General features: G+C 63.5%; 18 protein-coding genes. 5 read left to right on the top strand and 13 right to left on the bottom strand.

The features are described 5' to 3' along the window. The first annotated feature begins 258 nt into the window (after window positions 1-258). Window positions 259-666 carry a carboxymuconolactone decarboxylase family protein gene (locus EOB80_RS30990; RefSeq protein ID WP_063172539.1) on the top strand — a complete coding sequence of 136 codons (408 nt, stop codon included), beginning with the start codon at window positions 259-261 and terminating at the stop codon, window positions 664-666. A gap of 4 nt (window positions 667-670) precedes the next feature. Here the strand turns inward: EOB80_RS30990 and EOB80_RS30995 are convergent, their stop codons facing one another. From EOB80_RS30995 to EOB80_RS31055, 12 genes are all read right to left on the bottom strand, one after another. Further along, window positions 671-1,558: an amidohydrolase gene (locus tag EOB80_RS30995; protein WP_164762789.1), complete on the bottom strand. Its 888-nt coding sequence runs from the start codon at window positions 1,556-1,558 to the stop codon at window positions 671-673. Then, window positions 1,558-2,694 (bottom strand): VWA domain-containing protein, encoded by a 1,137-nt coding sequence (locus tag EOB80_RS31000; RefSeq protein ID WP_127331715.1) that lies wholly within the window; start codon window positions 2,692-2,694, stop codon window positions 1,558-1,560. The genes EOB80_RS30995 and EOB80_RS31000 overlap by 1 nt, the downstream gene beginning before the upstream one ends. 199 nt (window positions 2,695-2,893) lie before the next feature. Beyond that, window positions 2,894-3,775, bottom strand: coding sequence for a MoxR family ATPase (locus EOB80_RS31010; RefSeq protein WP_127331717.1), 882 nt, complete (start codon window positions 3,773-3,775; stop codon window positions 2,894-2,896). Between the two features lie 8 nt (window positions 3,776-3,783). Next, a complete protein-coding gene (locus EOB80_RS35920; protein ID WP_023756899.1) occupies window positions 3,784-4,788 on the bottom strand; it encodes a molybdopterin cofactor-binding domain-containing protein in 1,005 nt (334 codons plus the stop codon). Window position 4,789: 1 nt separating this feature from the next. Next, complete coding sequence (locus EOB80_RS35925) at window positions 4,790-6,157, bottom strand: xanthine dehydrogenase family protein molybdopterin-binding subunit (RefSeq protein ID WP_127331719.1); 1,368 nt, start codon at window positions 6,155-6,157, stop codon at window positions 4,790-4,792. Window positions 6,158-6,170: 13 nt separating this feature from the next. Continuing rightward, a complete protein-coding gene (locus EOB80_RS31025) occupies window positions 6,171-6,653 on the bottom strand; it encodes a (2Fe-2S)-binding protein (RefSeq protein WP_023813250.1) in 483 nt (160 codons plus the stop codon). A 58-nt stretch (window positions 6,654-6,711) separates the two neighbouring features. Then, complete coding sequence (locus tag EOB80_RS31030; RefSeq protein WP_127266793.1) at window positions 6,712-7,506, bottom strand: FAD binding domain-containing protein; 795 nt, start codon at window positions 7,504-7,506, stop codon at window positions 6,712-6,714. A gap of 13 nt (window positions 7,507-7,519) precedes the next feature. Then, on the bottom strand, window positions 7,520-7,963 hold the full coding sequence (locus tag EOB80_RS31035) for an SRPBCC family protein (RefSeq protein WP_127321791.1): 444 nt from the start codon (window positions 7,961-7,963) through the stop codon (window positions 7,520-7,522). A 130-nt stretch (window positions 7,964-8,093) separates the two neighbouring features. Then, window positions 8,094-8,921, bottom strand: coding sequence for an AraC family transcriptional regulator (locus EOB80_RS31040; protein ID WP_127266791.1), 828 nt, complete (start codon window positions 8,919-8,921; stop codon window positions 8,094-8,096). A 175-nt stretch (window positions 8,922-9,096) separates the two neighbouring features. After that, window positions 9,097-9,864 (bottom strand): SDR family oxidoreductase, encoded by a 768-nt coding sequence (locus EOB80_RS31045; protein WP_127331721.1) that lies wholly within the window; start codon window positions 9,862-9,864, stop codon window positions 9,097-9,099. Between the two features lie 87 nt (window positions 9,865-9,951). Beyond that, a complete protein-coding gene (locus tag EOB80_RS31050) occupies window positions 9,952-10,950 on the bottom strand; it encodes an ABC transporter permease (protein WP_127266789.1) in 999 nt (332 codons plus the stop codon). Between the two features lie 41 nt (window positions 10,951-10,991). Beyond that, complete coding sequence (locus tag EOB80_RS31055; RefSeq protein WP_013530854.1) at window positions 10,992-11,732, bottom strand: ATP-binding cassette domain-containing protein; 741 nt, start codon at window positions 11,730-11,732, stop codon at window positions 10,992-10,994. Between the two features lie 464 nt (window positions 11,733-12,196). Between EOB80_RS31055 and EOB80_RS31060 the strand changes: the two genes are divergently transcribed. Beyond that, window positions 12,197-13,186, top strand: coding sequence for a sugar-binding protein (locus EOB80_RS31060; protein ID WP_023813244.1), 990 nt, complete (start codon window positions 12,197-12,199; stop codon window positions 13,184-13,186). A 198-nt stretch (window positions 13,187-13,384) separates the two neighbouring features. Then, window positions 13,385-14,167 (top strand): FadR/GntR family transcriptional regulator, encoded by a 783-nt coding sequence (locus EOB80_RS31065; protein ID WP_127322177.1) that lies wholly within the window; start codon window positions 13,385-13,387, stop codon window positions 14,165-14,167. A 24-nt stretch (window positions 14,168-14,191) separates the two neighbouring features. On the opposite strand, the gene EOB80_RS31070 is transcribed toward EOB80_RS31065, so the two are convergent. Then, on the bottom strand, window positions 14,192-15,130 hold the full coding sequence (locus EOB80_RS31070) for an NAD(P)-dependent oxidoreductase (RefSeq protein WP_127331723.1): 939 nt from the start codon (window positions 15,128-15,130) through the stop codon (window positions 14,192-14,194). Window positions 15,131-15,249: 119 nt separating this feature from the next. On the opposite strand from EOB80_RS31070, the gene EOB80_RS31075 reads away from it, so the two are divergent. Both EOB80_RS31075 and EOB80_RS31080 read left to right on the top strand, forming a co-directional pair. Continuing rightward, on the top strand, window positions 15,250-16,146 hold the full coding sequence (locus tag EOB80_RS31075) for an NAD(P)-dependent oxidoreductase (protein ID WP_127331725.1): 897 nt from the start codon (window positions 15,250-15,252) through the stop codon (window positions 16,144-16,146). Between the two features lie 265 nt (window positions 16,147-16,411). Continuing rightward, window positions 16,412-16,746: GntR family transcriptional regulator (locus EOB80_RS31080; protein WP_164762790.1), on the top strand; the 335-nt coding region annotated here is incomplete at its 3' end.

Raw genomic sequence — 16,746 nt, forward strand, 5'->3', positions numbered from 1 at the left:
GGGCGGAGCAAGGAGCGCAGCGACGCGGCGCAGACCCGAGGATCCATGCCGCGACTTCCAAGCGTCGCTGCGGTGCAGGATTCTGTTCCGCTGTACGCTTCGAGAGACGTCACGGAATGGATCCTCGGGTCTCCGCGACGGAGCTTCGCTCCTGCTTCGCCCTAGGATGACGAAGGTGAGGGGCTGAAAACCGATTCATCCAAGGTGGTTGGCCGTAATTGCTCAACACTTGATTCAATTCAAACGAAAGGGAACGCCATGGCCACGACGAAACTCCTCAGCGATGCCGAGGTCGAGAAAATCCCGGCCGTGAAAGCCGTGTTCGACGACATCCGCGCGACGCGCAAATCTGATTTCGTCAACAATTTCTGGCGCGGGCTGGCCAATGATCCTCCGGCGCTGAAGCGGATCTGGGAGCAGTTGAAGGTGGTGATGGTCGCTGACAGCGCCATCGACCCGCTGACCAAGGAGATGATCTACATTGCCGTGTCGACCGCCAATGGCTGCTCTTACTGCGTCCACTCGCACACGGCGGCGGCTCGCGCCAAGGGCATGACCGACGCGCAGCATGGCGAGCTGGTGTCGATCATTGGGCTCGCCGGGCAGACCAACCATCTGGTGACCGCGATGCAGATCCCGGTCGATCCGCAGTTCGAGGTGAAGTGAAGCGTCACACCGGCCGGTAAACCTTCTCCGCCGTGTTCCAGAAAATATCCGCCTCCGCCGCCGCACCGTGCTTCGCCACCGCGTCCCGGTGCGCCTTGATCAGCTCGGCGTGGCTGGTCCACAGTTTTTCGATCGGGAAGTTCGAGCCGAACATCAAATGGTCGGCGCCCAGGATCTCGATCGCGTTGTCGACGATATAGGCAATCAGCGCCGGGTCGTTGCGATGGACGAAGGTGCCGAGGCCGGAGAGCTTGGCGTAGAAGTTGGGGGCGGCTGCAAGCGTGCGCAGGCCTGCCTTCCAGGCTTCGGTGGTTTCCGGCTCCATGCCGGTCAGCATACCGGCATGGGTGAGGATGAAATTCGTCTCCGGGTTTTCGCCGACCAGCGTCAGGCCGTCCTTCATCTGAGCGGGGAAGAGCTGCAGGTCGAAGGAGAGGCCATAGTCCTTGAGCCGCGCCACATTGGCGCGCACATTGGGGTCGATCACTTGGTCGGCGGAGGCGGCGAAGCGGAAGGCCGGGGTCTCGTGCCAGTGCAGTTGCATGCGCACGCCGCGCAGCAGCTTGTATTTCATCAAGCGATCGATCTGCGGCCTGATATCGTCGACGGTCATGTCGGTATAGCCGACGATGGCATGCGGCCAGCCGGTTTCGTCGGATGTCTTCTGCAGGAAGGCGACTTCCTTCTCGAAATCCTCCTTGGCCCAGTTGGTCTGGACATAGACGGCCTTTTCGACGCCTGAATCCCTCTGGTCTTCGAGAAATTCCCCGATCGGGTAGTCGCGCCGGATCGGCTCGTAGGGACCGAAGATGCGCGGCACCATCGGCCCGACCAGCCAGGGCTGGTCCTTTTGGCGCCAGATGTGGAAATGCGCGTCGATGGCTTTCTGCATCACGAAACCCTCTTCCAGATTGTCGCCGCCGCTGAAGCAGGGCGGGCGAGCGACAGGATGAAATCGGTGAGGCTTTTCACCGACGAGCCATCGACGAGGTCGTCCAGGTCAGGCAGGATGGCACGAAGTGCAGCCGTTGCCGGCCGGAAGCGCGGGTCGCCGGCTAGCGGTGTGGCCAGCGACAGCCGGAAAGCGCGGGCGCTCAGCCGTCGCATGGCTGTCTCCAACTCGCCATGATCGCCGCGCTCCAGCGCGTCGGACAGGATCACGACCGTGGCACCGCGTGCAAACGACGAGAAGCGCGGCACTGAGAGGAAGGCGAGCAGCGTCGGTCCCATGCGGGTGCCGCCGTCCCAGTCGTCGACCTGGGTAGCGGCGCGCGCCAGCGCCTGGTCGCGGTCGCGGATGCGCAATGCCGTGGTGATGCGCGTGAGCCTCGTGCCGAAGGTGAAGATTTCGGCGCGGTCCGCGCCTTGCACGGCGGCATGCGCCAGCTTGAGATAGTCCGCTGTGTGCAGCTTCATCGAGCCGGAAACGTCGATCAGCAGCAGCAGCTTGCGCGGTACGGTCTGGCGGCGGCGTAGCAGTGGCGAAGGCACGTCGCCATCGGCGCTGACGATTTCCCTGAGCGATCGGCGCAGATCGAGCTTGCCGCGCGAGTGGGTGCGTACGGTACGGAAGGAGCGCCGGGCTGGTAAAGCGGTCGAGAGTTTGCGACGAAAGGCGGTCAGCCTGTCATCGTCGCGCTGGAAGTCGCGGGCACTCAACTGCTCCAGGGCCGAAGAGAGGTCGCCACCCTCTTGGCTTTGTTCGGCCTCGAGCCGTTCGTCGTCGGCGCCGCCATCATCCTTGATGCGAGTTTCCTCGTCGGCGTCGCCTTCGACCACGGCGGACGTATTGCCATAAAAATGGCTCTGGAAATGCGCCTCGAATTCGTCGCGGCGGTCGGGCGGCGGCGCCAGCGTGGCAAGGGCGGCCTCGCGGATGTCTGCCATCGAGCGCGGCCCGAGCAGGGTCACCGCCTGCATGAAGCCGGAGACCTGCTCGGGGGCGATGGCGAAACCATAGCGGCGCAGCAAGCGGCCGAAGCTGAGGAAGGGCGCAGCGGCGCGAGGCAAGCTTGTTTCCCGCATCATTGCGTGGCGCCCCCCTCTGTCCTGCCGGACATCTCCCCCTCAAGGGGGGAGATTGGCAGGTTCGACGCTTCGCTCTGTTCGGCGACGTCAGCGATTAGCGAAAGCGGGGATGACATCCGATCTCCCCCCTTGAGGGGGAGATGCCCGGCAGGGCAGAGGGGGGCGCTCTCCCGCCAGCATTGCAAAATGACCTCCCGCGTCACGCCAGCGCCTCCTCGACGATCCGGCCAAGCTCCGGTGCGATGTAGGAAAGGTCTTCCTCGTCCTTGATCAGCACGCCGATGGCGCGGCGAAAGGCTTCAGGCCACGGGCTGCCGCCTCTCTCCAGGATGGTCGCCGCGTTGGCCCATTCGACGGCCTCGGCGATGCCGGGCGGCTTGGCCAGCGGCCGGGCGCGAATGGTCTGCACGGCTGTCGCCACGGCGCGCGCCGTTGCTTCAGCCACATTGCCGGCGCGCAGCATGATGATGGCGGCCTCGCGCTCGGCGTCGGGATAGCCGATCCAGTGGTAGACGCAGCGGCGGCGCAGCGCTTCGGCGAGCTCGCGGGTGCGGTTCGAGGTCAGGATGACGATCGGCTGTGCGGCGGCGCGGATGGTGCCACGCTCGGGAATGCTGATCTGGAAGTCGGAGAGGAATTCCAAAAGCAGCGCTTCGAATTCGTGGTCCGAGCGGTCGATCTCGTCGACCAGCAGCACGCGCTGTTCGGGCGCCTTCAGCACCTGCAGCAGCGGCCGGGCGATCAGGAAACGGTCGTCGTAGATGTCGATCTCATGCTCGCCGGCATGGCGGATGGCAAGCAGCTGGCGCTGGTAGTTCCATTCGTAGAGCGCGTGCGCGGCGTCGATGCCTTCATAACATTGCAGCCGCACCAGATCGCGGCCGAGCAGCTCGGCGATCGCTTTGGCCGCTTCCGTCTTGCCGACGCCCGGCGCGCCTTCGAGCAGCAGCGGCTTGCCCAGCCGGATTGCCAGGAAGATGGCGGTCGAAAGGCTTTCATCGGCCAGATAGCGCGAGGCGGCCAGATGCTGCGCCACCGCCTCCGGCGAGGTCGCTGATGTCTCGGCGCTTGTCCCGGTCATTTCGGCCCTCAGTTCGCCGCTTGCGCCTTCAGCGCGCGCAGGATGCGCTCCGGCGTGATCGGCAGCGTGTCGATGCGCACGCCGACGGCGTCGAAGACGGCATTGGCGACCGCCGGGATCTGTGGGTTGGCGCACATTTCGCCCGGCCCTTTGGCGCCGTATGGTCCGTCCGCCGATGGCCGCTCCAGCACGATGATCTCGGTCTCGGCGAGGTCGCCGGGACCCGGCATCAGATACTGGTTGAAGTCGGTGCCGCCATGATCGCGGTTGGGATAATAGGGCTCGGTCGTCTCATAGAGCGCATGGCTGATGCCCATCCACGAACCGCCGACCAGCTGCTGTTCGACCATTTTCGGGTTCAGCGCGCGGCCGATCTCGAAGACGTTCTTGACCGTCAGCACGGTCACCTCGCCGGTCTCGTCGTCGACCTCGACCTCGGCCACCGTGCAGGCATGGGCATAACAGGTCGACGGCTTCATCGCGCCGGTTTCTTTCTCGGGGTAGGAGCGCGGGATCAGGAACATGCCGCGGCCCGAGATCGAGCGGCCTCGCTTGAAATGCGCCGACAGCGCGACATCGAAGATCGAGATCGATTTTTGCGGTGCGCCCTTGACCAGGATGTTGCCCTGGCCGTCGGTCTCGAGGTCGGATGCATTCACCTCCAACTCCTCGGCCGCCACTTCCAGCATCACCTGGCGGGCTTCCCTTGCCGCCTGGATGACGGCGTTGCCGGCGCGGTGGGTGCCGCGCGAGGCGAAGGTGCCCATGCAGTGCGGGCCGGTGTCGGTGTCGGCGGTGTCGACGACGACACGGTCGGTCGGCACGCCGATCGTCTCGGCGCAGATCTGCGCCATGATCTGCTTCATGCCTTGGCCGAGATCGACCGATGACAACGTCACCATGAAATTGCCGGTCGGCGTCGAATGCACCAGCGCCTGCGTCGGGTCGCCGCCGAGGTTCATGCCGGTGGGATAGTTGATCGCGGCAACGCCGCGTCCACGCCTGATCGCCATCTCAAGCTCCCTTCACGTAGGATGACATCGCCATGTACTTTTCCGCCACCGGCCAGTTGGCGGCGCGCGATGCTTCCTGCATGCACTCGATCAGCGCGGCGCCCTCGGTCGGCTGGCGATGCGCCTTCATGTCGCCGTCGCGATAAGCGTTGATGAAGCGGAATTCGAGCGGATCCATGCCGATCAGCCGCGCCAGCTTGTCCATCTGCACCTCCAGCGCGAAATCGCCGATGGTGACGCCGAAGCCGCGCATGGCGGAGGAGGGCGTGCGGTTGGTGTAGACGCAGTAGGTGTCGATCCAGACGTTCGGGATGGTGTAGGGGCCGGGATAGTGCCCCGCGCCCTTCTGCGCGCCATAGGGCGAGTGGCGCGAATAGGCGCCGGCATCGGTGTAGCCAGTGACCTTGCGCGCGACGATGCGGCCGTCCTTCATGACGCCGTCCTTGATGACGACCTTTTCAGCGGCGCGTGGCGACGATATCTGCATCTCCTCCTCGCGGCTGTAGATAAAACAGACTGGTCGTCCGGTTAATTTTGCGCCGAGGATGGCGATCGGCTCGACGATGACGTCGACTTTGCCGCCAAAACCGCCGCCGACGGTGCCGCCGACGAAATGCAGTTTGCTGCCCGGCATCTGCAGGATGATCGAGGTGTTGTCGAGCGTGAAGAACATCGCCTGCGTGTTGGTGTAGCAGGTGAAGCGGTCATTGCCCTCGGGCGCGACCACGCAGCCGGTGGTCTCGGTCGGCGCGTGCTCGATCGGCGAGGACTGGTAGCTGTCCTCCAAGATGTGGTCGGCGCCGGCAAACCCCGTCTCGACGTCGCCGAAGCGCACCTTGCGGCACTCGCCGCTGTCATAGAGGTAATAATTCTGGCCGTGATATTCGTTGACCAGCGGCGCGCCGGGCTTCAGCGCCTCTTCCATGCCGAAGACGGCCGGCAGCACCTCATAGTCGACCTTGACCTTGGCTGCGGCCTCTTGCGCGGCACGCTCGGTTTCGGCCAGCACCGCCACTACGGCCTCGCCCTTCCAGCGCACCTTGCCGTCGGCAAGCACCGTCTCGTCCTCCGGCCCGACCTGGATCAGGATCAGGATGGTGTAGACATTGTGCGGCACGTCCTTGGCGGTCAGAATTTTCACCACACCCGGATGCTTTTCCGCTTCCGACGTGTCGATCGAGCGGATGCGGGCATGGTGATGCGGGCTGCGCACCATCTTCAGGTGCAGCATGCCGGGGAAATTGCGGTCGGCGAAGAAGGCGGTCTTGCCTGTGACATGGCCGGGTGAATCGGAGCGCGGCCGAGGTTGGCCGATCTCGTGCAGATCATCTTTGCGGACATCGGCGAAGTAGCTCTTGCGCAGTTCCATTCTTTTGGACCCCTCAGGCCGCGTTCTGCGAATTGGCGCGGGCGGCAGTCAGCACCGCCTGGATGATCGGTTCGTAGCCGGTGCAACGGCAGATGTTGCCCGATAGCGCCTCGACCACCTCGTCGCGGCTGGGGTTGGGCGTATGGTCGAGCAGCACCTTGGCCGCCATGATCATGCCCGGCGTGCAGAAGCCGCATTGCGTGGCGAAGGTGTCGAGGAAGGCGCGCTGCAGCGGGTGCAGCACGCCGCTTTCCGAAAGCCCTGAAGTCGTGCTGATGACGGCGCCATCGCAGGTTTCGGCCAGCGTCAGGCAGGAGAGCCTGAGTTCGCCGTCTATGATGACCGAACAGGCGCCGCAGGTGCCTTGATGGCAGCCGCCTTTCGGCGAGGTGTCGCCGATCTTGTCGCGCAGCGCCTGGAGCAGCGTCGTGCCGCTGTCGATGAATTCGGCCTTTTCCGAGCCGTTGAGCGTGAATTGAACCGGAACCTTTGCCATGTTTTCCTCCCAGCGCGCCTGCCCAACCAGCGGACAGACGCGCGCCCCCGAACGAATATTAAGCGAGCAGCAACCGGCCGAGATGAACCGGCAGGACTTCGGCGCGATACCAGGCGCTGGCGATCGGGTCGGTGATGGGCGAGATGCCATCGCCGGCCGCGGCCAAGGCCGGCGCGATGCCGTCAGCGGTCAGCGTTCGGCCGATCAGCGCTTTTTCCGCCGCCCTGGCGCGCATTGGCCGATCCGCCATGCAGCCGAGCGCGATCCGCGCCGAGGTCACGGTGCCATCCGACGACAGTTCCAGAACAGCGGCTATGCTGAGCACAGAGACGCCCTTGGGCTTGACCCTCGACACTTTCAGGAAGCGGAAACTGTCGGCCTTCGGAAGCGTGAAGCTCACGGAAGTGACGACGGCGCGGCTGCCGTCCCGATTGGCCAGAAAAGTCTCGATCGGCGTTTGCCCGTCATCGGTGCCGACCGTCGCATCGAGCGCCAGCAGGGCAACGGCGAAATCGCCATAGGGGGCCGGGGCAAAAAGATTGCCGCCGATGGTCGCCATGTTGCGGATGGCCGGGCCGCCGACGGCGCGGGCGGCCTTGGCGAGCGTGCCGAGCTCCGGATGACTGGCGATCGCCGCCATCGTCACCGAAGCGCCGATGCGGACTTTGCCGCCGGCAACAGCGATGGTGGACAAAGACGGCTCGGTCGACCTGACAAGGCCGGAAACCGAAACATCGCCTTCATTGGCCGCGCGGACGACCAGCGTGCCGCCGCCGAGATAGCGTGTGCCCTGGGCTTTCAGTGCCGCGTTCGCGTCTTTCACCGTTGCAAAGGTCTGCAGTGCCAGCGCCATGGTTTGGCTCCTGTCAGCTCTGGCCGGCGAAATGGCTTTTCAGGGCGTTGAAGCCGCCCTGAAAGACATTCGCGCCCATGCCCTCGGCCAGCTTGTCTGCCTCCTCGGGCGCGGCGTCGAAGCTGGCGGTCCATTCGGCGTAGGTGCGGTCGCCATCGGTCACACGCCGCAGCTGCAGGGTCGCCTTGTGATTGGTCAGCGGCTGCGGCGTCTCGAGGATGGAGTAGCTGACCAGGAAATTCTGATCGGAGAAGTCGAGCAGCTTTTCGCGCAGGCGGGCGCCGCTGGCGAGCTGGAAATTGCGCACGCAGCCGATCGTGGTGGCGTCCTTGCCGTCTTCAATGTGGCTCTCCACCATGCGCGGATGCCAGCCCGGCAGGCCGTTGAAGTCGCGTATGCGCGCCCAGACCTTTTCGACCGGCGCGTCGATGACGCTGGATATGGTGACTTTGGCCATTCAAATGTTCCCTTGCAAAAGCGATCCGGTGCAAGGGTAGGGCGGCCATTTCAGCGGCGCTTATCAATGCGTCTTGAGCGTGTATCAAGGAGTCTGAAAAACAGTCGACCTTGACTGAACGAGGACAGGCTCAGGCAATCGCCCGCGCGGCCTCGCGGTAGAGCGTCGGCGGCACGCCGACATGGTCGCGGAAAAAACGCGAGAAATTGCCCTGCGTGGTGAAGCCGAGATTGCAGGCGACCGAGATCAGCGGCTCCCGCGACCATTGCAGCTGCCGCACCGCTTCCTCCATGCGCAGCGTGTTCCAGTAGACATTGGGCGTCAGATTGGTCTGTTCCTTGAACAAAGCGAAGAAATGCGGTCGCGACAGGCCGACGCTGCGCGCCACGTCGTCGAAGCAGATGCGCTCGCAGACATTGGCCTTCATCAGCTGGATTGCCTTGCGGACACGGAAATCCTGCATGGTGTTGATGCGGACACGGGCCTCCTGCGGCGCCGAGGCGTCGGCGGCGTCGAGCACGCTATCGATGAAACGCTCGATCTCGTAGTTGGCGATATCGTCGACGCTCTCATTGTCGCTGAGGTGGTCGAGCAGATTGGCGGCGGCCTGATGCAGCCACGGTTCCAGCGTGATCGCGGCTTGTGAAAACAGCGGTGCCGACGAAGGCAGGTCGCGGCGGCGCCGCGCCCAGTCGGGATCGATGTAGAAGGCGAGAAACAGACCGGGCGTCCCGTTTTGCGACAGAACATGGCTGTGCGGCTGGAAGGAGTTGATGCCGGCGGCCGTTCCAGGTCCAAGCCGGACGGTCTCGCGGCCGATGGTCATTTCGCCGGCCGTACCTTCCAGCCAGATGATCAGATGGGCCTCGACATGGGCATGGGTGACGAAGTCGCTTGCGACATTCAGGATAGATACATGTCCGAACCGGCCCCAGTAGAGCCTGATCGCTTCCGTCATGGGTATATCCTCCCGCAGACGACTGGCCTCCCTTCGTCTGCAACAGGGATTGTGCGGCTGAGTTCGGGGCCGCGTCAAGACGCGCGGGGGCGGCGAGGGCGAATGACGGCCGATGCGGCCGGATTTTCAGACTGAGCGATAGGTTTCCTCTCCTCCCACAAGGGAAGAACGCCCCTCAAACCGAAGCCGTCATGCCGCCATCGACATACAGTGTATGGCCGTTGACGAAAGACGATGCGTCGGACGCAAGGAACACGGCGGCGCCGATCAGCTCGTCGACAGCGCCCCAGCGTCCGGCGGGCGTGCGCTTTTCCAGCCAGGCGGAAAATTCCGGATTGTCGACCAGCGCCTGGTTCATCTCGGTGCGGAAATAGCCGGGCGCGATCGCATTGATCTGCAGGCCGTGTTTGGCCCAGTCGGCGCACATGCCCCTTGTCAGGTTACGGATCGCGCCCTTGGTCGCGGTGTATGGTGCGATGTTCGGCCTTGCCAGTTCGCTCTGCACCGAGCCGATGTTGATGATCTTGCCCTTGCCGCGCGGGATCATGTGGCGGGCGACCGCCTTGCCGACATGGAAGGCGCCCGACACATTGGTCTTGAACAAGCGCTCCCATTGCTCCTCGGGAAAGTCCTCGAGCGGGGCGCGGAACTGCACGCCGGCATTGTTGATGAGGATGTCGATGGCGCCGATCTCGGCCTCGATGCGGGCAATGTCCTCGTTGACCGCCTGAAAATCGGTGACGTCGAAGGTCGAGGCGTGCGCCTTGAAGCCGGCATTGCGCAGCTTTTCGACGGGACCGCCGATCCTGGCGGCGTCGCGGCCGTTCAGCACCACGCTTGCCCCATGTTCAGCCATGCCCCGAGCCAGCGCGAAGCCGATGCCCTGGCCGGAGCCAGTCACCAGCGCCAGCCGCCCCTCGAGGCTGAACAGGGAGTTGGCCATCAAACCGTCTTTTGTTTGACCATGATCTCCGGACAAACGGTTCCGTTTGTCCGAGAAAACCGGTTTCCACTTTTCGGGATCATGGTTCTAGTCACTGCGGCGGAAATTGCGGATGCGGTCGAACAGCACCGCCAGCAGGATGGCGCCGCCGATGAACACGCCTTGCCAGAAGGCATTGATGCCGAGCAGGCCGAGACTGTTGCGGATCACCTCGATCAGGGCCGCACCGACGATGGCGCCAAAGGCGGTGCCGACGCCGCCAGCCAGATTGGCGCCGCCGATGACGGTTGCGGCGATCACCTGCAGCTCCATGCCGGTGCCGAGATTGGTGGTGACGGCGCCCAGCCAGCCGGTCTGGATGATGCCGGCAATGCCGGCCGACAGCGCCGAGATCATGTAGACGGCAACCTTGATCTGGCGCACCGGAACGCCGGTCAGCGTTGCCGCGTGCTCGTTGCCGCCAATAGCGAAGATGTGGCGGCCGAACTTCGTCCAGCGCAGGATAAAGCCGGTGATCAGCGCCAGAAGGATCATGTAAAGCACCGGATTGGCGATGCCGAACACCCAGGCGCCGCCGCCCAATGACAGAAGCTTGGCGTGGTCCGGCCCGAACTGGAAGACGACGGTGTTGTTGGAGGCGACCATGGCTAGGCTGCGGGCGATCGACAACATGCCGAGCGTCACCACAAAGGGTGGAAAGCCGAGATAGGCGATCAGCACGCCGTTAAAGGCGCCAATGGCGAGCGCGGTGGCAATGGAGGCCAGGATGCCGACCTCGATCGAGTAGCCGGCATGCATGGTGACGGCCAGCACCATTGACGACAGGCATAGTACCGAGCCAACCGACAGGTCGATGCCGCCGGTGATGATGACGAAAGTCATGCCGAGCGCGATGATGGCGACGAAGGTGATGTTGCGGGTGATGTTGTAGAGGTTCTTCGAGGTGGCGAAGGCGTCGGTGGCAAACGATAGGAACACGCAGGCAAGGATGACCGCGATCACCACCCAGAAGGTCTGGCTGGCAAACACTCTCGCGGCCAAGGATTGCTGCTTGTGTTCGATCGGCTGGTCAATTGTCAGTGCCATCGTCGACCTTCATCTGCTGTGCGTGGTGAAATTCGCTGAAATCAAACCTGTTCGATGGCGCCGGTGATCAGCCCGGTGACTTCCTCGGGCGAGCTCGACGCAATCGTCTTGTCGGCGACCTTGCGGCCGCGCCGCATGACGATGACGCGGTCGGCGACGGTGAACACGTCAGGCATTCGGTGGCTGATCAGCACGACGGCGATGCCCTGATCGCGCAAATGGCGGATCAGGTTCAGCACTTCGGCGACCTGGCGCACCGAGATCGCGGCCGTCGGTTCGTCCATCAGCACGATCTTGGCCTGCGACAGCATGGTGCGGGCGATGGCCACCGCCTGGCGCTGGCCACCCGACATCTGCTTGACGAGATCGCGCGGACGGGTTTCGGACTTCAATTCGGCGAAGAGCTGGCCGGCGCGCTTGTACATCGAGGCATAGTCGAGGATGCGGAACGGCCCCACGCCGCGCCGCAGCTCGCGGCCGAGATAGACGTTGGCGGCGGCGGTCAGATTGTTGCAGAGCGCAAGGTCCTGGTGGACGATCTCGATGCCGTGCTGGCGGGCTTCCGCCGGCTTGTGCAGGATCAATTCCTTGCCGTCCATGTGCATGGTGCCATGGCTCGGGCGGAAATTGCCGGCGATCATCTTGACCAGCGTCGACTTGCCGGCGCCGTTGTCGCCCATGAGGCCGACCACCTGTCCGGGCTCGATCGACAGCGAAACGTCGTTGACAGCCTGGATGGCGCCGAAATGCCTTGAGATGTTGGTGAGTTCGAGAACCGCCACCAGCCTTTGCCTCCCCGTGATTTGCGACCTGCCGCTGTTCCCGGCGTGGATGCCGACGCTGCTTAGGCCTCGCTCTCCCCGGCTCCTCCCGAAGACGGCGTTAGCGTTCTTTTACGCAAAAGCCGGCGCACGTCAATCAATTGTCGGACGAATTGGGCCAGGACTATTTTAAAAATCCGTTTTGTAGGACAAATAGCATTGACGTTGGCGCCAAGCCGATATTAGCTAAGCGTCGGAGGAGATTATGCCGATCCCCGCTGGCGGTTCGCCGGCCGGAATCGGCGGAGGTTTGACGGCCCAGCATCCGGCGACACCTGTGTGTGAGCTGATCTGAAGCCGAATCTGGAAATGCTTATCGATCTGTCCTGGCGACACGAGCGCTCGAAACGACCCTCGGTCATCACGCATCCGGTCGATCTGTATGGCGGGCACGCCGTGTCCGTTTGTTTCAAGGGAGGACTGACATGAGGAAGACACTTTTGCTCGCCGCCGTCGCCGCAATGGCGTTGGGTGCCGGGCCGGCTTTGGCCAAGAAACAGCTCGTCATTGTCGTGAAAGGTCTCGACAATCCGTTCTTCGAGGCCATCCACCAGGGCTGCGAGAAATGGAACAAGGAAAACGCCAGCTCGGAGTATGAATGCTTCTACACCGGTCCGGCGTCGACTTCGGACGAGGCCGGCGAGGCGCAGATCGTCCAGGACATGCTGAGCAAGGCCGACACGGTGGCGATGGCCATCTCGCCGTCCAACGCGCCGCTGATCGCGCAGACGATCAAGAGCGCCAATCCGACGATCCCGATCATGACGGTCGATGCCGATCTCAGCAAGGAAGACGCAGGTCTTCGCAAGACCTATCTCGGTACCGACAATTACCTGATGGGCAAGAAGATCGGCGAGTACATCAAGAAGGGCAAGCCGAATGGTGGCACGATCTGCACCATCGAAGGCAACCCGGCGGCCGACAACATCCTGCGCCGTGCGCAAGGCATGCGTGACGCACTGTCGGGCAAGGAAGGCCTTGCCGCACTTGCGGGTGAAGGTGGCTGGACCGAAGTTCCCGGCTGCCCGGTGTTCACCAATGACGATGGCGCCAAGGGCGTGCAGGCGATGACCGACATCCTCGCCGCCAACCCCAAGCTGGACGCCTTCGGCATCATGGGCGGCTGGCCGCTGTTCGGGGCGCCGCAGCCCTATCGCGATCTGTTCGGACCGCTCAAGGACCGGATCGCCAGCAACGACTTCGTCATCGGCGCCGCCGACACGATCGGCGACGAAGTGGCGATCGCTCGTGACGGCCTCGTGACGGCTCTGGTCGGTCAGCGGCCGTTCGAAATGGGCTACAAGGCACCGTCGGTGATGATCGACCTGATCGAAGGCAAGGCAGTCGCCGATCCGGTGTTCACCGGCCTCGACGAGTGCACCAAGGATACGGTCGACACCTGCATCCAGAAGTAGGTTCTCGATTTCGGGGCGCCCGGTTGCGGGCGCCCCGTCATTCCTGAACGGAAGCGATAATTCCCGAACGGACGCAATGGTTGGAGCAACCGGCTCCGGCTTTGCCGTGCCCGTGATCTGGATTTTTCGGCAACGAGATCGGTGCCCGTGCGGTTCGGCTCAATCCGGACGACAGACGGTCGACGCATTGGAACGTGGATGCCGGACGAGAAGTCAAGCAAGCGAACCGACCGGGCTAAGGCACAAGCCAGCCACGGCCCGGCTGTGATGCGCAAGGCCGGTGCCGCGCATTTTGCGGGAGCGAGCGTCCATGTCTCGCTGGCCGGCGAGATTGGCCTGCGGATCGTGCGTGGCGACTATCCGCCCGGCACCATCCTGCCCAACGAGTCCAGATGGGCCGAGATCTTCAATGTCAGCCGTTCGGCGGTGCGCGAAGCCATCAAGATGCTGATGGCGAAAAGCCTGCTGGCCTCACGCCCCAAGATCGGCAGCTGGGTCGAGCCGAAGGAGCGCTGGAACCTGCTCGATCGCGACGTGCTGGCGTGGTACGCGACGGCGCCCGACCGCGAGGCGTTCCTGCGAACCGTGCAGGAGTTTCGTCATATCATCGAACCGGAAGCGTCGGCCTTTGCCGCCATACGGCGCAGCGACGAGCAAATGGCGGAAATCAGCCAGGCCTGCCGCGAGATGGGCGAGGCCTTGAGCCTGCAGGAGCGTATCCGCGCCGATACGCGCTTTCATCTGGCCATCCTGCGCGCCTCCGGCAACGACCTCCTGGTGCCGCTCGGCGTGCTGATCGAGTCGGCCCTCGACCATCTCTTCGCATTCACGACGCAGCAGGTCGCCGATCAGCGCCAGGCGCAGAAGCTGCATGAGGCGATCGAAAAAAACATCCGCCTGCAGCGCCCAGCCGCCGCGCGCAACGCCGTGCACAAGCTGCTTGCAGATACCGACGATGGGATAGGGCGGTGGAGGCGGTGATCGGCGCCAGCCTTGAGCGATCGGTTAAATGGTCTGCTTCTTCCCATCCTTCATCGGCATCAGGTCGACCCCGTTCACCCCAGCGATATGCGTCGCCAGCATCGGTACGAATTGCTCGGCCGGGCCGGTTGCATGGGCACCGGCGAAGGAGTTCTTGGTGGCGTTGCCGAGCGGGTTGGCAATGCCGGCCGCACCCGCCATCGATTCCAGATAGGTCAGGTCCTTGAAGGCATTGGCGATGGTGAATTTGTGCGCGTCGCGGTCGCCTTCGAGCGTCCAGCGCATGAAGGTCTGGTAGAAGCCGCAATCCATGCGGCCATTGCGAATAACGCTGTCGAAGCGCGGCGGCGAGATGCCGACCTTCTCAGCCAGCGCCAGCGCCTCGGAATAGATCGCTGCGTAGCCGAGCGAGATGAAATTGTTGAGCAGCTTCATGCGATGGCCGTCGCCGGTGTCGCCGATATGGACGATGCGGCCGGCCCAGGTTTCGATCACCGGTTTGACCCTGGCAAAGAGGGCGTCCGGCGCGCCGACCATGGCGTCGAGCGTGCCTTCCCAGGCTTCCTTCGGCGTGCGGCTGAGCGGCGCGTCGACAAAATCGATGCCGAGCGCCTTAAGTTCCGCTGCCAGCGCCACCGTCGAGACCGGATCGGAGGTCGAGCAGTCGACGACGACCGAGCCCTTTTTCAAGCCCTCCTTGAGGCCGCCGGGGCCGCGAATGATGGCTTCGACCTCGCGCGAACCGGTGACGCAGATGAAGACGATATCAGATGCCGCCGCCACATCGCGCGACGTCGATGCTTCAGTGGCGCCGCGGCCAAGCAGGTCTTCCGCCGGTTTGCGGTTCTTGCGGCCGAGGAAGGTCAGGCTGTAGCCCTTGTCGACGATGTTTTTGGCGATCCCGTGGCCCATCAGCCCAAGCCCGATGAAGCCGATCTTTTCGCTCGCGGCAGTCGTGTTCATGTCTTCAAGTCCTGTTGCAATGATTGATGTCAGGCGCTGCCGTTTTGCAGGCAAGGGTGGTTGCGGATGGCGATATTGTCTGACAATACACATAAATTCCTGAGGATGTGGAGAGCAAAATGACGAAACGGATCATGTTCACCGGCGGCAGCGGCAAGGCCGGACGCCATGTCGTCCAGTATCTGGTCGAGCAGGGCTGTCAGGTGCTCAACATCGACACCAGGCCGCTCGACAATCCCAAGGTGCGCACGCTGATCACCGACATCACCGACAGCGGGCAGGTGTTCAACGCGCTGTCGAGCTATATGGGCCTGCATGAATTCGACCCCTCGCTGCGCCCGCAGCCGGTCGATGCGGTGGTGCATTTCGCTGCCATCCCGCGCATCATGATCACCACCGACAACGAGGTGTTCCGCATCAATGCGCTCGGCACCTACAATGTCATCGAGGCGGCGGTGAAGCTCGGTATCCGCAAAATTATCATCGCCTCCAGCGAGACGACTTATGGGCTTGTGTTCGCCAACGAGCCGCGCGATCCCAAATATTTCCCGCTCGACGAGGAGTATGACGTCGATCCGATGGACAGCTATGCTTTGTCCAAGGTCGTCAACGAGAAAACGGCGCGGGCCTTCGCGCAGCGCAACGGCGCCGACATCTATGCCCTGCGCATCGGCAACGTCATCGAGCCGCACGAATATTCGCTGTTTCCGAAATGGTTCGCCGATCCGGGTTTCCGCAAGCGCATCGCCTGGAGCTATGTCGACGCGCGCGACCTTGGCCAGATCACGCTGCGCGCCATCGAGAAGGACGGCCTCGGCTATCAGGTGTTCAACGCGGCCAATGACGACACCTCGTCCGACCTGCCGACTGCCGAACTCCTGAAGCGGTTCTACCCCGGCGTGCCGGTCAAGGCCGAACTCGGCGAATACGAGACGCTGCTGTCGAACCGCAAGGCGCGCGACGTGCTGGGCTTCCGCCCGGAGCATAGCTGGCGCAAATACGTCAACCAGGGCTAGGCATGTCGACATTCAGGTGATGCCGGCCTGCGAATGACGGCTTTCTGCGCTTCCCGTTCTACCGCGTTGCGGTAGAACGGTGCTCACGTACCCAAAGTACGCTGCGCTCCGGTTCTCGAATCCATCATTCTCGGCTCGGCCTGACTTGAATATCGACATGCCACTCAAGCGGCGGATCGGGCTGATCTGTGCACAGCGGGCGGCTTTGCGGTGCAAGCCGCTTGCCGCGCTTGACAGCCTGCTTAATACGGACTTTCTGGAACCCATGCGGGACGCGAAGCCGAACAAGGAAAAATCGTTGGGGAAAGCGGCCTCCGGGGACCGTCCGGGCGGCGTTCGCCGGGCGGACGCCGCGCGTATTCCAGGCTCCAGCGTCCACGCCTCGCTGGCCAGCGAAATCGGCCTCAGGATCGTGCGCGGCGACTATCCGCCCGGCACCATCCTGCCCAATGAAGCGAAATGGTCGGAGACCTTCAGCGTCAGCCGCTCGGCGGTGCGCGAAGCTATCAAGATGCTGATGGCCAAGAGCCTTTTGGCCTCACGCCCCAAGATCGGCAGCTGGGTCGAGCCGAAGGAACGCTGGAACCTGCTCGATCGCGA

Source organism: Mesorhizobium sp. M7A.F.Ca.MR.245.00.0.0 (assembly GCF_003997415.1).
GTDB lineage: Bacteria > Pseudomonadota > Alphaproteobacteria > Rhizobiales > Rhizobiaceae > Mesorhizobium.

What these genes read in the sequence shown, in the direction of transcription:
- EOB80_RS30990 (WP_063172539.1), top strand. Translation starts at nt 259, where the DNA reads ATGGCCACGACGAAACTCCTCAGCGATGCCGAGGTCGAGAAAATCCCG.
- EOB80_RS30995 (WP_164762789.1), bottom strand. Translation starts at nt 1,558, where the DNA reads ATGCAGAAAGCCATCGACGCGCATTTCCACATCTGGCGCCAAAAGGAC.
- EOB80_RS31000 (WP_127331715.1), bottom strand. Translation starts at nt 2,694, where the DNA reads ATGATGCGGGAAACAAGCTTGCCTCGCGCCGCTGCGCCCTTCCTCAGC.
- EOB80_RS31010 (WP_127331717.1), bottom strand. Translation starts at nt 3,775, where the DNA reads ATGACCGGGACAAGCGCCGAGACATCAGCGACCTCGCCGGAGGCGGTG.
- EOB80_RS35920 (WP_023756899.1), bottom strand. Translation starts at nt 4,788, where the DNA reads ATGGCGATCAGGCGTGGACGCGGCGTTGCCGCGATCAACTATCCCACC.
- EOB80_RS35925 (WP_127331719.1), bottom strand. Translation starts at nt 6,157, where the DNA reads ATGGAACTGCGCAAGAGCTACTTCGCCGATGTCCGCAAAGATGATCTG.
- EOB80_RS31025 (WP_023813250.1), bottom strand. Translation starts at nt 6,653, where the DNA reads ATGGCAAAGGTTCCGGTTCAATTCACGCTCAACGGCTCGGAAAAGGCC.
- EOB80_RS31030 (WP_127266793.1), bottom strand. Translation starts at nt 7,506, where the DNA reads ATGGCGCTGGCACTGCAGACCTTTGCAACGGTGAAAGACGCGAACGCG.
- EOB80_RS31035 (WP_127321791.1), bottom strand. Translation starts at nt 7,963, where the DNA reads ATGGCCAAAGTCACCATATCCAGCGTCATCGACGCGCCGGTCGAAAAG.
- EOB80_RS31040 (WP_127266791.1), bottom strand. Translation starts at nt 8,921, where the DNA reads ATGACGGAAGCGATCAGGCTCTACTGGGGCCGGTTCGGACATGTATCT.
- EOB80_RS31045 (WP_127331721.1), bottom strand. Translation starts at nt 9,864, where the DNA reads ATGGCCAACTCCCTGTTCAGCCTCGAGGGGCGGCTGGCGCTGGTGACT.
- EOB80_RS31050 (WP_127266789.1), bottom strand. Translation starts at nt 10,950, where the DNA reads ATGGCACTGACAATTGACCAGCCGATCGAACACAAGCAGCAATCCTTG.
- EOB80_RS31060 (WP_023813244.1), top strand. Translation starts at nt 12,197, where the DNA reads ATGAGGAAGACACTTTTGCTCGCCGCCGTCGCCGCAATGGCGTTGGGT.
- EOB80_RS31065 (WP_127322177.1), top strand. Translation starts at nt 13,385, where the DNA reads ATGCCGGACGAGAAGTCAAGCAAGCGAACCGACCGGGCTAAGGCACAA.
- EOB80_RS31070 (WP_127331723.1), bottom strand. Translation starts at nt 15,130, where the DNA reads ATGAACACGACTGCCGCGAGCGAAAAGATCGGCTTCATCGGGCTTGGG.
- EOB80_RS31075 (WP_127331725.1), top strand. Translation starts at nt 15,250, where the DNA reads ATGACGAAACGGATCATGTTCACCGGCGGCAGCGGCAAGGCCGGACGC.